10 protein-coding genes are annotated in these 13,672 nt (G+C 68.0%); 2 read left to right on the top strand and 8 right to left on the bottom strand.

Annotation, left to right across the window (positions count from 1 at the left end; translation table 11 throughout):
* Window positions 1-26: 26 nt before the first annotated feature.
* From D7T59_RS10000 to ffh, 4 genes are all read right to left on the bottom strand, one after another.
* Complete coding sequence (locus D7T59_RS10000) at window positions 27-839, bottom strand: aminotransferase class IV family protein (protein WP_180852139.1); 813 nt, start codon at window positions 837-839, stop codon at window positions 27-29.
* Complete coding sequence (locus tag D7T59_RS09995) at window positions 836-1,912, bottom strand: nitronate monooxygenase (RefSeq protein WP_180852137.1); 1,077 nt, start codon at window positions 1,910-1,912, stop codon at window positions 836-838. Before D7T59_RS09995 ends, D7T59_RS10000 begins: the two co-directional genes overlap by 4 nt.
* Window positions 1,913-1,992: 80 nt before the next feature.
* Window positions 1,993-2,427 (bottom strand): hypothetical protein, encoded by a 435-nt coding sequence (locus D7T59_RS09990; protein WP_180852136.1) that lies wholly within the window; start codon window positions 2,425-2,427, stop codon window positions 1,993-1,995.
* A 95-nt stretch (window positions 2,428-2,522) separates the two neighbouring features.
* Window positions 2,523-3,899: a signal recognition particle protein gene (gene ffh, locus D7T59_RS09985; RefSeq protein ID WP_014036403.1), complete on the bottom strand. Its 1,377-nt coding sequence runs from the start codon at window positions 3,897-3,899 to the stop codon at window positions 2,523-2,525.
* Between the two features lie 122 nt (window positions 3,900-4,021).
* Between ffh and D7T59_RS09980 the strand changes: the two genes are divergently transcribed.
* The gene (locus D7T59_RS09980; RefSeq protein WP_180852134.1) at window positions 4,022-4,816 is read left to right on the top strand and encodes a cytochrome C assembly family protein; all 795 of its coding nucleotides are present in this window, start codon (window positions 4,022-4,024) and stop codon (window positions 4,814-4,816) included.
* Between the two features lie 90 nt (window positions 4,817-4,906).
* Here D7T59_RS09980 and D7T59_RS09975 read toward each other — a convergent pair whose 3' ends face one another.
* The 4 genes from D7T59_RS09975 to radA form a co-directional block, all read right to left on the bottom strand.
* Window positions 4,907-5,371 (bottom strand): YqhG/Tai3 family protein, encoded by a 465-nt coding sequence (locus D7T59_RS09975; RefSeq protein ID WP_180852132.1) that lies wholly within the window; start codon window positions 5,369-5,371, stop codon window positions 4,907-4,909.
* Between the two features lie 94 nt (window positions 5,372-5,465).
* A complete protein-coding gene (locus D7T59_RS09970) occupies window positions 5,466-7,772 on the bottom strand; it encodes a tetratricopeptide repeat protein (protein ID WP_180852130.1) in 2,307 nt (768 codons plus the stop codon).
* A 48-nt stretch (window positions 7,773-7,820) separates the two neighbouring features.
* Complete coding sequence (locus D7T59_RS09965; protein WP_180852128.1) at window positions 7,821-9,677, bottom strand: ATP-binding protein; 1,857 nt, start codon at window positions 9,675-9,677, stop codon at window positions 7,821-7,823.
* Between the two features lie 215 nt (window positions 9,678-9,892).
* On the bottom strand, window positions 9,893-11,269 hold the full coding sequence (gene radA / locus D7T59_RS09960) for a DNA repair protein RadA (protein WP_005408586.1): 1,377 nt from the start codon (window positions 11,267-11,269) through the stop codon (window positions 9,893-9,895).
* A gap of 150 nt (window positions 11,270-11,419) precedes the next feature.
* Here radA and D7T59_RS09955 point away from each other — a divergent pair, with 150 nt between their 5' ends.
* Window positions 11,420-13,477 carry a putative bifunctional diguanylate cyclase/phosphodiesterase gene (locus D7T59_RS09955; protein ID WP_180852126.1) on the top strand — a complete coding sequence of 686 codons (2,058 nt, stop codon included), beginning with the start codon at window positions 11,420-11,422 and terminating at the stop codon, window positions 13,475-13,477.
* The last annotated feature ends 195 nt before the right edge of the window (window positions 13,478-13,672 follow it).

Raw genomic sequence — 13,672 nt, 5'->3', positions numbered from 1 at the left:
AGCCAACCCCGGGGGCTCGCCCGGGGTCAGAACCCTTTTGCGACGCAAAAGGGTTCCGACCCCAAACCGTCCCAAGGCACCGCCGCCAGCACCGCCCTGCCCTGTTCAGCCAGTGCCTGCGAGCCGGGCAGGACATGCCTGTCGATGGCCTCCAGCGCCCACAGGCCGCTGGCGTTGCAGGCAAAAGCGGCCTTCACCCTATCCAGTTCAGCCAGTGCCAACGGCCGCGTCAGCTGCGGCCCAGGCCAGTGCTGCTTCAACAGCGTCTCGGCGGTCCCGCGCAGGGCCGGCGCCTGCGGCCAGAGCAGACGCTCACCATCGTGAACGGCCAGGTTCCAGGTGCTGCCTTCACTCACGTCGCCATCGGCGGTCACGAACAGCACATCGTCGAATCCTTCCGCCATCGCCGCACGACGCTCGGCAAACAGGCCGAAGGTACCCACATGCTTGATCTGCGGCAGTTCACGCTGCCAGGCCACGCTGCGCACGCGCTTGGGTGCACTCAGCGCCACCGGCGCAGACACCGCCACCAACACATCCACCGGCACCGCCGCCAGCGGATTGCGGAAATCGAACCGGCGCGAGTACACCGTGATCCGCAGCGAGGCATCGGCAAGACCGGCCTGCTGCAATGCCTGCACCATCCAGGCCTGTACCTGCACCGTGTCCAGCGCGCTGCCGAACAGCTCCCGCGTCGCCTGCGACAGCCGCGCCAGATGCAGGCCCAGCCCCTGCACGGCGCGGTCGCGCACCTGCAGCGAGGTGAAATGGCCGTAATTCACCAGCGCGGGCAGCAGATCCTCCACCTGCGCCGGCTGGCCGTTGCAGGTCACCGTCATCGCAGCAGCGCCTGCGCCTGGTTCCACATACCGCGCAGCACTTCGGCAGCGGGCTCTGCCGGCGCCATCCACGCCGACTGCCCGGCCCAGGCCTGCATCGCGGCCAGTCGATTTTCCTGCACGGCCTGCCTGCGCATCGGCGCGGTCAGGCCGCGCTGCACCGGGTACGGACGCGGCGCCGGGGCACCTTCCGCAGCGGCGGCGCGCACATAAGGCGTGGCCAGGCCACGACCCAAGCGACCACTGAACGCACGGGTCGGCCAGGTGTCTTCCGGTTCGCTGGCGGCCAGCCCATCGGCCCACGCCGAAGCGATCGCCGCTTCCGGCGTGCGCAGGAACGCGGTGCCGATCTGCACGGCACTGGCACCCAACGTGAGCGCCGCAGCGATGCCGCGACCATCGGCGATGCCACCGGCAGCAATCACCGGAATCGTCAGCTGATCAGCCAAGCGCGGCAGCAGCGCGAACAGGCCCACCAGCTGGCGCTCGGCCATCGCCGGATCGAATGAACCACGATGCCCACCCGCTTCCACACCCTGCGCCACCACGGCATCGGCGCCGGCATCCTGCGCCGCGCGTGCTTCAGACAACGTGGTCGCACAGGCAATCCAGGCAATGCCGGCATCCTTCAACTGCTGCACGTGGCGCGGCAGCAGCACGCCCATGATGGTCGAGGCCACCGCCGGCCGTGCGGCCAGCAGCGCGGCGAACTGTTCTTCGAAATCGGCGGGCGTGGCATCGGCGGCGCTGGCTGGCACGTCCGGGCCCCACTGCGCGAGGAAGGCGCGGCTTGCAGCTTCGGCGGCGACATCACGGGTCGGTGCCGGGTCCGGCACCCACAGGTTCACCTGCGCCGGGCCGGTCGAAGCGGCGCGGAAATCGTCCATCCAACGACCGATATCGGCCGACGACGACAGCACCGCGCCCATCGCGCCCATGCTGCCGGCGTTGGCCAGCGCAACCGACAACGGTACGGGGCAGGCGCCGGCCATCGGCGCCAGCAGGACCGGAAGCTGCAATGAAAAACGCCGACAGAAGGTGTCGGCGCGTTCAAGAATCGGCGATGCGTTCACGCGACATACCTGTGGGAGAAGTCACCACCCAGCATACGCCAGTCGCCGCGACCGGATCCGTGGATCCGGTCGCGCAGGGATCAGCGCGCCACCACCGCGTAGGTGCGCACCAGCTGGCTGTCCATTTCCTCGTTGAACTGGAAGGTCACGTAGCGCGCGTCGTCTGCGGCGAACTCCACCTCGGCCGCTGCACGGCCGATCTCGGTGCCGTCGGCGTCCAGCGCGCGCGCCACCAGCTTGCCCTTGAAGGCCTTGTCGGCCACCACATACACCGCTGCTTCCTTGGAACCCATGCCGCGGCTCTTGCCCAGGGTCACGGTCAGGCCATGTGCGGCCAGGCCCGGATCAGCCTGCAGCGTCACGTTCATGCGCTTGTCCACGCCCTCGCCCAGGCCCGCAACGAAATCAGCCGCCGTGCCACTGATGGCACTGCCAGCCTTCTGCGACACCGAGGTGTCGTCCTTGCATGCGGCCAGGCCCAGGGCCAGGACCATCACCACGATCACTTTGTTCATGAACATTCCCTTGTCAGATACGGAAGGTAGTCAAGCAATACGGACCGGGGCACGCAAGTGCCGATCCCGGCACCTGCGTTCGGCCCTCACGTCGATCAACGGAACGGCATGCCGCGGCCACCCATGGCACCCATCATGCCTTTCATGCTGCGCAGCATGCCCTTCATGCCGCCGCCGGCCATCTTGCTCATCATCTTTTCCATCTGCATGTACTGCTTCATGAGCTTGTTGACGTCGGCCGGGGTCACGCCCGAGCCCTTGGCGATGCGCGCGCGGCGCGAGCCATTGAGCAGGTTCGGGTTGCGCCGTTCCTTCTTGGTCATCGAGCCGATGATGGCGATCATGCGCGGCACTTCCTTGCCCTGGCTGACCTGCTGCTTCAGATGGTCGGGGATGTTGCCCAGGCCCGGCAGCTTGTCCATCAGGCCGCCGATGCCGCCCATGTTCTGCATCTGCTCAAGCTGGTCACGCATGTCGTTCAGGTCGAATTTCTTGCCCTTGGCGACCTTCTCGGCCAGCTTGGCGGCCTTGTCCTTGTCGACCTGCTGCTCGACCTGCTCGACCAGCGACAGCACGTCGCCCATGTCCAGGATGCGGCTGGCGATACGGTCCGGGTGGAACACGTCCAGGCCTTCCGGCTTTTCGCTGACACCGACGAACTTGATCGGCTTGCCGGTGATGTAGCGCACGCTCAGCGCGGCACCGCCACGGGCGTCACCGTCGGTCTTGGTCAGCACCACGCCGGTCAGCGGCAGCGCGTCGCCGAAGGCCTTGGCGGTATTGGCCGCATCCTGGCCGGTCATGGCATCGACCACGAACAGGGTTTCGGCCGGGTTCACCGCCGCGTGCAGGGCCTTGATCTCGGCCATCATCGCTTCGTCGATGGCCAGGCGGCCGGCGGTATCGACCAGCAGCACGTCCACGAACGACTTGCGCGCATCGTCGATGGCGGCGCGCACGATCGCTTCCGGCTTCTGGTCGGCGCTGGACGGGAAGAACAGCACGCCGACCTGCTCGGCCAGGGTCTTCAGCTGCTCGATCGCGGCCGGGCGGTAGACGTCCGCCGAGACCACCATCACCTTCTTCTTGCGCTTTTCCTTCAGGTGCTTGGCCAGCTTGCCCACCGTGGTGGTCTTGCCGGCGCCCTGCAGGCCTGCCATCAGGATGATGGCCGGGGCCGGAACGTTGAGGTTCAGGTCGCTGGCCTCGGCGCCCATCACCGCGGTCAGCTCGTCGCGCACGACCTTGATCAGGGCCTGGCCCGGGGTCAGCGACTTCAGCACTTCCTGGCCGACCGCGCGCACCTTGATGCGCTCGATCAGGGCCTGCACCACCGGCAGCGCGACGTCGGCTTCAAGCAGCGCGATGCGGACCTCGCGGGTCGCCTCGCGGATGTTCTCCTCGGTCAGGCGGCCACGGCCACGCAGGCGCTCGATGGTGCCGGAAAGGCGCTGGGTCAGGGACTCGAACATGCGGCGCAACCTGTCTGAAAGCGGGGGACAATAAGGCAAAGAGTATAACGGGTCCGCCCCTGCCCCCGGGCTGCGACGCCGCGGCCGTCGCCACCACCGCGGGGGTATGCGAAACTGCAACGATGACAATCGTTCTCATCGCCGTCCTGCTGTACCTGGCTGCCAGTGCCCTGCTGGTGCGTGCGCTCGGCCGCGATGGAACCTCTGGCGCGCCCACCTGGCTGTGGCCGGCCCTGCCGGCCATGCTGCTGCATGGCGGCTACCACGCGATGGTGGCGATGCGCACCACCGGCGGGCCGGACATGCACTTCTTCGCCGCATTGTCGCTGGTCGGCCTGGGCATGGCCTGGCTGACCTCGCTGGTCGGCGCGCGCGGGCGGATGTCGGCGCTGGGCGTGGTGGTGTTCCCGCTGGCTGCCGTGCTGCTGCTGGCCTACCACGGCTACGGCCACGAACCGAGCAAAGTGCTGGGCTGGCGCCTGGCCAGCCATGCCTGGCTGGCGCTGCTGGCCTACGCGACGTTGAGCATCGCCGCGCTGCTGGCGATCATGCTGTGGCTGCAGGAACGTGCCCTGCGCCGCCGTGAGTTCCGCCCTTGGCTGCGTGCCCTGCCGCCGCTGGCCGACCTCGAATCGCTGCTGTTCCGGGTGATCACCGTCGGCTTCGCGCTGCTCACCCTGACCCTGGTCACCGGCGTGCTGTTTGTCGACGACCTGCTGGCACAGAAGCTGGTGCACAAGACCGTGCTGAGCGTGCTGTCGTGGATCGTGTTCGGCGTGCTGCTGATCGGCCGCCGGCGCTACGGCTGGCGCGGCATGAAGGCGGTGCACTGGACGCTGGTGGCGATGCTGTTGCTGCTGCTGGCGTTCTTCGGCAGCCAGTTCGTGATCGAGCTGGTGTTCGGGCATACGCGATAGCAGCGTGCCGACCCACGGTCGGCACCCACCCTGGTAGTGCCGGCCGCTGGCCGGCAACAGGAGCACGCCATGCGTGGACGCCGCAGAAGGTCAAGGCACCGGCTGGGCCAGGATCTTGCGCACCGAACGACCGCTGTTGGTGAGGATGTCATCGACCTGCCAGCAGCCCTGCGCCTGGCGCACCATCGGCAGGCGGGTCACGTAGGCCTTCTTCCATACCGAATAGCGCATCTCGACCTGGCCGGCGGTGGCTGAGGCCTCTTTCCAGCTGTAACGCACCGGGGTGTCGATGTCGCCGTCCTGCGCATCCAGCCACGGATCGGAATCGATCGTGCAGATGCCTTCTTCGCGCTGTTGGCAGGCGCGTTCGCCACGCAGTGCCTTGCCGAAGGCCGGGCTGACCAGTGTGGCCGGCGGCTCCAGCAGATCACCGTTGCCGGTCGTCGCCTCGTAGAAGGCGCGGGCCATGGCGGCAGGCTCCTGGCAGGCAGGTGCCGCCTGCACGGTGGGGGCCAGCAGCAGCCCGGCAATCATCAACATCCTTGTCTTTCGCATGTCCAGTCCCGTTGGTCGTGATGGCGATCTGTTGTAGAGCCGAGCCCATGCTCGGCTGCGTTCCAGCATAAGCCGAGCGCAGGCTCGGCTCTACTTACAGCCCGTAGCGCTCGATCACGTCCAGGTGCGGCTGTTGATCCTGGTCGCAGGCCTCGGCCAATCGCAGCCAGCAATGCGGATACAGCCACTTCGCGGTCTCCTGCTGCAGGAAGCGGTGCAGCGCCAGCGGCGCATGGTCCTGCGGCTGGGCGACGGTGAACAGCAGGCCCGGCAGGGTGCTCTCCTCCCTATCCGGATCGGTCACCGTGTAGTCCGCGCGGCTATGCGACCACACCTGCCAGCCCTGCGCCTCGGCGGCTTCGACAAAGGCATTCCAGGCCTCTTCGCCGGGGTGCGCACCATCGACCAGCCAGCTGCGGGCAAAACCACCGCGTTCCAGCACATGGACCTGCGCATAGGTTGGGATGAAGTGCTCGCGAGCCTCTTCCTCCTCCGGCGCCGGGTGCACCAGCGCGGCGTCGAACACCACCCAGTCACCGACCTGCTGGGCACGGTTGGCCGGTGCGTTCTCGACGATGCGTGCGGTCACCGGGCCACTACGGCGCGCGTAGTACTCCATCGGCTCGCCGTTCTCTTCGCTGCGGATGATCACCCAGCCCCATGGTTCTTCGACCACGCCGTCCTGGCTGGACAGCTCCATGCCGATCGCCGCCGCCGAGCGACGCACCGCGTCCCAATCCTGCGCCGCGCTGGCCGCACTCATGTGGTCCCAGTGCGCGGCATTCGGTTCTTCCAGCAGCTCCACCAGCTGCGCATAGCAGGCCTGCGCCTCGCTGAAGCGGCCGGTTTCCATGTACATGCGCGCCAGCGTGCCACGCGCGCCGTGCGAACCCGGCGAGGCGGCCAGCAATGCCTGTGCGGCCTGCTCCAGCGCTGGCCAGTCGGATACGCGGCGGGCGCGCTGCACCTCGCACCAGTGCGCGAACACCGGCACGCTGCCCCGGTAGAGTTCAGCCAGTTGGCGCAGCCCGTCGTCGTCGCCCTGCTCGGTCAGCCAGCGCATCAGCGTATACGCGGCCGGACCATCATCCTGCGCGTGCGCACGCACGAAACGCCACAGCAACGCGCGCGCTTCCGCCTGCGCACCACAGGCGCCCAATGCCGAGGCAGCCATCTCGGCCAGTGCTTCATCATCCGGCAGCTGCAGCTGTGCCTGCAGCAGCCACTGCGCCTCACGCTCCGGATCACGCGACCGGTTCTGCTCGCCCTGTGCTTCCAGCCAGGCCAGCAGTTCCGGTGCCGGAACCGGCAGCGGCGCCACGTCCGGCAAGGCATCGATGCGAGCGGCCAGGCTGGCCACCAGCGCTGCGGCACCGCGGTCCTGGCGCAGCTGCGCCAGGTGGGTCCGCGCCAGCTCCAGCTGGCGCTGCGCCACCCAGCGTGCGCCGCGCTGCAGGGCCAGCTCCAGGCTCAGCGCGGCCACTTCGATCAGCAGGCGGTGCGAGCCAACCTTCGCGAAGTGCTCGATGATGGTGGTGTAGCGCGTGCCCAGGTCCCAGGTATTGCGCGACGGATCACGCTGGCACAGGGCGGCGGCCGTGTTGGCCCACAGCCGCCAATAGGTCGGGGTCAGTTCATTCCACGGCACCAGCTGCTGCAGCGCTTCTTCGTCGCGGCCGAGCTGCACCAGCGCCCAGGCCTTGGACAGGCGGCGCGGCACCGTGCAGTTGGCCGGCTCGTACTCGCCGGACGCGGCGACTTCGGCCTCACGCTTCTCGATCAGTGCCAAGGCTTCTTCGGCGCGGCCCATGCCGAGCAGGATCTTGATCTGCATCTCCGGGAAGCTGTCGAAAACTTCCTTGCCGCAGGCCTCGATCGCATCGGACTGCACCTGCAGGTAATCCAGCGCATCCTGGCCGCGGCCATCGTCGAGCAGTGCATCGGCCTTCTCGCAGCTCAGGCACTGGAAGCACGCCCAGCTCGGGTCGATGCGAGCCAGTGTTTCATCACACACCTCGACGCGCTCGGGAACCCAGCCCGGGCCATCGATGTTGCCGTAGCAGGCAGCCAGATCCTGGGTCACGCAGATCGACTGCGGGCACTCCAGCGTGTCCTCACGATGCGCGCGTTCGAACAGCGCCACGGCTTCGCCCAGCGCGCTCTCGCCTTCGACGCGGTTGCCGACGCGGTTGCGCAGCGCCCAGTGGCCGACGTAGACGTCGACCCACGGGTTGTCGAGCGCCTTGCCCAGCGCACGCGCCTCGGGCAGCAGTGCGTCGACGCGGTCGACGCGCAGCTCGCTCACCTCGTCGGCGAGGCGGTTCAGCAGGTGCGCGTTCTGCGCCTGGCCTGCCTGGCGCAGGTCACCCTGCAGTTTTTCGACCCAGTTCCAGATGTCCATGGGGTAAGTGCTCCTGTCTAGCGAAGGCTGGATGAGAGGGGGCGGTGCTCAGCGCAGCATCTGCTGCAGGGCACCGGCGATATCGGTGAAGGCGCCGTTGAGATCCGGGCCTGGCGTGGCGGTCGCGCGGGCCAGCGGACGGCCCTGCGCGGCGACGATGATCTTCAGCGAACGCAGCAGGCGTGCTGCAGCCTCGGCCTGCGGATGGCCCTCGCGCTGGGCGCGCAACAGCGCCTGCACGGCCGGGTTGTCGAGGTTGAGGTACAACCGCGACGGCGCACGCGATTCGATGCGCGCGGTGAACTGCCGGGCCAGGCGCAGCGCCGCCATTGAAACGCGCTTGTCGTTCTCGTCGTCTTCCAGGCGCTGCTTCAGTTCGGCCTCGCGGTCGGGTACCACCACCACCGGCAATGCCTCCGGGCTGAAGCGTGCCGGCAGCAATTGTTCGCCATCGCCGAGCTGCTCGCGCAGCCATGCCAGCTGCGCCTCGTCGAGGCTGTCGTCAGTGCGGAACAGCGCGCGGTTGCCCTGCTCGGTGCCGAGTTCAACCAGGCGCAGGCCCTTGGCCTGGGCCCAGCGCCGCAGGAACGGCACCACCGCATAGCGATGGCCGTGCGCCACCGGCACGCCCATCGCACGGAACAGCATTTCCTCGAAGCCGCCGCCATTGTCGAGGATCACGTGCACGGCACCGCGCGCCGGCAACGCACTGGCCGGCAGGTCGCCCTGCGAAGTCGGCACGCGCACGTGTTCCAGCAGCAGGTCGAACAGGCGGTCATCGCACAGCGCTGCGCCCAGCAAGGCCTCATTGTGGCGCGTGAGAACGCGTCGCCAGGCTTCCGGCTGCTGCCGCGCGACGTCGGCCAGGCCATCGATCAGCGCTTCCAGCAGTGCATGCTGCACGGCGCGATACTGGTCGTCGCGCTGCAGGTCTTCGCGGCTGGCGGTAGGCGTCAGCCGCGAGGATTCGATCACCCCACCGATGAAACCAGCCCAGGGCGGCAGCAGGTCGCGGGCGTCGTCGTCCAGCAGCATGCCGCGCACGAACACCGACAGGTTGCGGTTGTCGCTGGTGCCGTAGGTAGCACCGTCCTGCACCCACAGCAGGCCGGTGGCATCACTGCTGCCATCGGCGCGCAACGGCACGGTGACGATCGGCTCGAAATCGTGCTCGAAGCGCGCCGCGAACTGCAGCGCCTGGCGCCGCGCCTGCACCGGATGCACAGCGACGTCGCCCTGGCCGCGCCACGGCGGCGGCTCGGGATTGAGCGCCTCGCCTGCAGCACCGATGAAGATCGGCTCGGACAGCAGCGCGCAGTAGCGACCCAGCACCTCGTGCAGGCGCGCCTCGTTGGCCAGCGGCAGGAAGTCCGCATGCAGTTCCAGTTCCACCTCGGTACCGACCGCGCGTGCCGGCACTTCGCTGACGGTGTACTGCTCGGCGTTGCTGGACACATACAGATGGCCCAGTTCCGGCGTCTGGTACGAGGTGGTGCGCACGCTGACCCGGCGCGCCAGCACGAAGGCCGACAGGAAGCCGAGGCCGAACATGCCGATCAGGCCCTCATCGTCCTCGCCGCCCTGGCGCAGGCCGCGGGTGTAGCCGACGCCGACGGTCGCCAGGTAGTCATGGATCTCCTGGCGGGTCAGGCCGGCGCCGGTATCGATGATGCGCAGCACGCCGGCTGCGGCATCAATCTGCACCGAAATGCGCGATGGCACTTCGATGCCGGGCTGTTCGATGCGGCGGCGGATGATCGAGTCGTGCGCGTTCTGCACCAGCTCACGCAGCGCCACCACCGGGGTGGAATACAGGTGCTTGCCCAGCACCGTCATCAGTCCATTGAGATCGACCCCTGCACGACGGATTTCGGCGTTGGGGGCGGTGAGCGCGGTGTCCTGCATGTAATCGTTTACTCCTGGGCGCGGAAAGCCGCCAGAGGGCGCCTTCGTCGAGCGGGAAAAACTAGCACAGGGAAGCTGACCGTTACTGCATCGGGTGCTGTTCGCTCTTTGTAGAGCCGAGCCCGTGCTCGGCTGCTCCTGGCGGAAAAGCAGCCGAGCATGGGCTCGGCTCTACGGAAAGGCAGTCGAGCAAGCTCGACTCTACGCAACGGGGTTTACGCCGCGTCGATGGCCTCGGACAGGCGTTCCACCGCGATCACTTCCATGCCCTTCACCGAACCGCCCTTGGGCGCGTTGGCCTTGGGCACGATGGCGCGCTTGAAACCATGGGTGGCGGCCTCGCGCAGGCGGTCCTCGCCGTTGGGCACCGGGCGGATCTCACCGGACAGGCCAACCTCGCCAAACGCAATCGTCTTTTCCGCCAGCGGCCGGTCCTGCAGCGAGGACAGCACCGCCAGCAGCACCGGCAGGTCGGCTGCGGTCTCCTGTACGCGGATACCCCCGACCACATTGACGAACACGTCCTGGTCGCCGACCAGCACGCCACCATGACGGTGCAGCACGGCCAGCAGCATGGCCAGGCGGTTCTGCTCCAGGCCGACGGCGACACGGCGCGGGTTCGACAGCGGCGAGGCATCCACCAGCGCCTGCACTTCAACCAGCAGCGGCCGGGTGCCCTCGCGGGTGACCATCACGCAGCTGCCGGGTTGGTGGGTACTGCCACCGGAAAGGAAGATCGCCGATGGGTTGGAGACTTCCTTCAGGCCCTTGTCGCCCATCGCGAACACGCCCAGTTCGTTGACCGCGCCGAAGCGGTTCTTGAACGCGCGCAGCAAACGGAAGCGGCTGCCGCTCTCGCCTTCGAAGTACAGCACCGCGTCGACCATGTGCTCGAGCACGCGCGGGCCGGCGATGCCGCCCTCCTTGGTCACGTGGCCAACCAGGAACACGGCGGTGCCGGTCTCCTTGGCAAAGCGCACCAGTCGCGCGGCGCTCTCGCGCACCTGGCTGACCGAACCCGGCGCGGCGGTCAGGCTCTCGGTCCACAGGGTCTGCACCGAATCGGCCACGATCAGCCGCGGGCCCGCCCTGGAGGCATGCTGCAGGATCGACTCGACGCCGGTCTCGGCCAGCGCGTTGACCCCATCCAGTGGCAGTTCCAGCCGGTGCGCACGGCCGGCCACCTGCGCCAGCGACTCCTCGCCGGTGACGTACAGCACCGGCAGTTCGGCCGCCATCTTCGCCACCGCCTGCAGCAGCAGGGTCGACTTGCCGATGCCGGGGTCGCCGCCGACCAGTACCACCGCTCCCTCGACCAGGCCACCACCCAGCACGCGATCGAATTCGCCGATGCCGGTGCTGACCCGGCGGTGCTCGGTCTGCTCCACGTCCTTCAGTGCGGTGATCTTCGGCGGATCGATCTTGCCGGCCCAGCCGGCCCGGCGCGAGGCCGGTGCCTTGGCCGCCGCCGCGCTTTCCAGCACGATTTCCGACAGCGAGTTCCAGGCGTTGCACTCGGTGCATTGGCCCTGCCACTTGCTGAATTCGGCGCCGCATTCATTGCAGACGTAGGCGGTGCGGGCTTTTGCCATCGGATGATTTCCAGCAACGGGAACAGGCGTGGCAGGATAGCCGAGCCGGGTCGCAGGTGCTGCGACCGCTCAAGTCCCGCCCACCCGCGCCGATAGGGGTCGCGGGCGTGCGCCTTGCGGGCGCCCCTCCCTCCCCCCACTGGATTCAACATGACTGGCAGTTACAGTCAGAGCCTGGTCATCATCTCCCTGCTGGTGGCCATTCTTGCTTCGTACACGGCGCTGGACATGGCCGGACGCCTGGCCACGGCCGAGGGCCGCGTGGCCCGCTGGTGGCTGGCCGGTGGCGCGGCGGCGATGGGCCTGGGCATCTGGTCGATGCACTTCATCGGCATGCTGGCCTTCGACCTGCCGATCCCGGTCGGCTACGACCTTGGCATCACCCTGTATTCGCTTGCGGTCTCGATCGGTGCTTCGGCCTACGCACTGTGGCTGGTGTCGCGACCCAGCCTGCCCTGGCGCCGGCTGCTGGCCGGCGCGGTACTGATGGGGCTGGGCATTGCCACCATGCACTACCTGGGCATGGCCGCGATGCGCATGCAACCGGGGATCGACTACCACCCCGGCTGGTTCGCCGCCTCGATCGCGGTGGCCATCGGTGCCGCCGGTGCGGCGCTGTGGATTGCATTCCGCCTGCGTTCCGAGCAGCGCAACACCACGCGCCTGCGACTGCTCGCCTCGCTGGTGATGGGCCTGGCCATCGTTGGCATGCACTACACCGGCATGGCCGCGGCACGCTTCCCCGAGGGCAGCATCTGCGGCGCGGTCGGCAGTGGCGGCATCGATACGCGGTGGCTGGCGGTGCTGGTGATCGTCACCACCGTGGCCACCCTGGGCATCGCCTTGGTCGCCTCGCTGTTCGACCGGCAGATGCGCGTGCGCACCGGCCTGCTGGCCGACTCGCTGGCGCACGCCAATGACAAGCTGATCCAGGCTGCGCTGCATGACCCGCTGACCCAGCTGCCCAATCGCATGCTGCTGCAGGACCGCATCGAGCAGGCCATCGAGAAGGCGCGCCGCCGCAACCATGCGGTGGCGGTGATGTTCTGCGACCTGGACGGCTTCAAGGCGGTCAATGATGCCTATGGCCACCAGCTCGGTGACCGCCTGCTGGTGGCGGTGGCACAGCGCATCGGCGGCCTGCTGCGCCCGCAGGACACCTTCGCCCGCCTCGGCGGCGACGAGTTCGTGATCGTGCTGGCCATCGATATTCCCGACGATGCCGTGGTCGTGGCCGAGCGCATCATCGCTGCCGCGGGCGAGCCGTTCACCCTGGACGCGGCCGAACTGCAGGTCAGCGCCAGCCTCGGCATCGCCCTGTATCCGGATGATGCCGGCAACGAACGCGAGCTGATGGCACACGCCGATGCGGCGATGTACCACACCAAGGAAACCGGCCGGAACGGCTATACCTTCTTCACGCCGTCGATGCAGCTGAGCGCGAACCGCCAGCTGCGCCTGCTGCAGGACCTGCGCAAGGCCGTGACGCGCAACGAACTGGTGCTGCATTACCAGCCCAAGTTCCCCGCGGCGGGTGCACCGGCCACCGGTGCCGAGGCCCTGCTGCGCTGGCAACACCCGGAGCTGGGCCTGCTGGCACCGGATGTGTTCATTCCCATCGCCGAACGCAGCGGCCTGATCCTGCCGATCGGCGACTGGGTACTGGACCGCGCCTGCGCGCAGCTGCGCGCGTGGCACGATGCCGGACATTCCCAATGGTCGATGGCGGTGAACCTGTCGCCACTGCAGTTCTCCTCACCGGCCCTGCTGGACAGCGTGCGCGAGGCACTGGAGCGGCACCGCATCGAACCGGCGTGCCTGACCCTGGAGATCACCGAGACCACCGCGATGAAGGACGTCGACGCCAGCCTGGCGATCCTCAACGACCTGACCGCGATGGGGGTACACATTGCCATCGACGATTTCGGCACCGGCTATTCCAGCCTGCTTTATCTCAAGCGCATGCCCGCCACCGAACTGAAGATCGACCGTGCATTCGTGCACGACCTGGAGTGCAACGCCGAAGATGCCGCCATCGTCTCGTCGATCATCGCGCTGGGCCGCACCCTGCAGCTGCAGGTGGTGGCCGAAGGCGTGGAGACGCAGGCGCAGCGCGAGTACCTGAGCGAACTGGGATGTGACCAGTTGCAGGGCTACCACCTGGGGCGGCCGATGGACGCCGAGGAGTTCCTGCGCCGGGTGGGGTGAGGCCCCGGTTTCGGGGTCGGATCCCTTGCCGCAGGCCAGGGCTCTGACCCCAGATGGGTCCTGCACGCTCCCATCCACGCATGGCGTGGATCTTATCTCTTGCCGATCTGGCACTTTAGGTGCCGAGAGCCCGGCGTGGGCGACCGTGTGGATCTAGGTCTTTCGACCGTGAAGTAGCTTGGGTCCCCACGCCGG

It is taken from the genome of Stenotrophomonas maltophilia, assembly GCF_013464915.1.
In the GTDB taxonomy this organism is placed as follows: Bacteria; Pseudomonadota; Gammaproteobacteria; order Xanthomonadales; family Xanthomonadaceae; genus Stenotrophomonas; species Stenotrophomonas maltophilia_AT.
Note: the sequence above shows the minus strand (reverse complement) of the source record. Positions and strands in the feature narration are given on the sequence as shown.

Bases quoted from the DNA above. Each gene is read 5' to 3' on its own strand.
- ffh (WP_014036403.1), bottom strand. From the start codon at position 3,899: ATGTTCGAGTCCCTGACCCAGCGCCTTTCCGGCACCATCGAGCGCCTG.
- D7T59_RS09955 (WP_180852126.1), top strand. From the start codon at position 11,420: ATGACTGGCAGTTACAGTCAGAGCCTGGTCATCATCTCCCTGCTGGTG.
- D7T59_RS09965 (WP_180852128.1), bottom strand. From the start codon at position 9,677: ATGCAGGACACCGCGCTCACCGCCCCCAACGCCGAAATCCGTCGTGCA.
- D7T59_RS09980 (WP_180852134.1), top strand. From the start codon at position 4,022: ATGACAATCGTTCTCATCGCCGTCCTGCTGTACCTGGCTGCCAGTGCC.
- D7T59_RS09990 (WP_180852136.1), bottom strand. From the start codon at position 2,427: ATGAACAAAGTGATCGTGGTGATGGTCCTGGCCCTGGGCCTGGCCGCA.
- radA (WP_005408586.1), bottom strand. From the start codon at position 11,269: ATGGCAAAAGCCCGCACCGCCTACGTCTGCAATGAATGCGGCGCCGAA.
- D7T59_RS09975 (WP_180852132.1), bottom strand. From the start codon at position 5,371: ATGCGAAAGACAAGGATGTTGATGATTGCCGGGCTGCTGCTGGCCCCC.
- D7T59_RS10000 (WP_180852139.1), bottom strand. From the start codon at position 839: ATGACGGTGACCTGCAACGGCCAGCCGGCGCAGGTGGAGGATCTGCTG.
- D7T59_RS09970 (WP_180852130.1), bottom strand. From the start codon at position 7,772: ATGGACATCTGGAACTGGGTCGAAAAACTGCAGGGTGACCTGCGCCAG.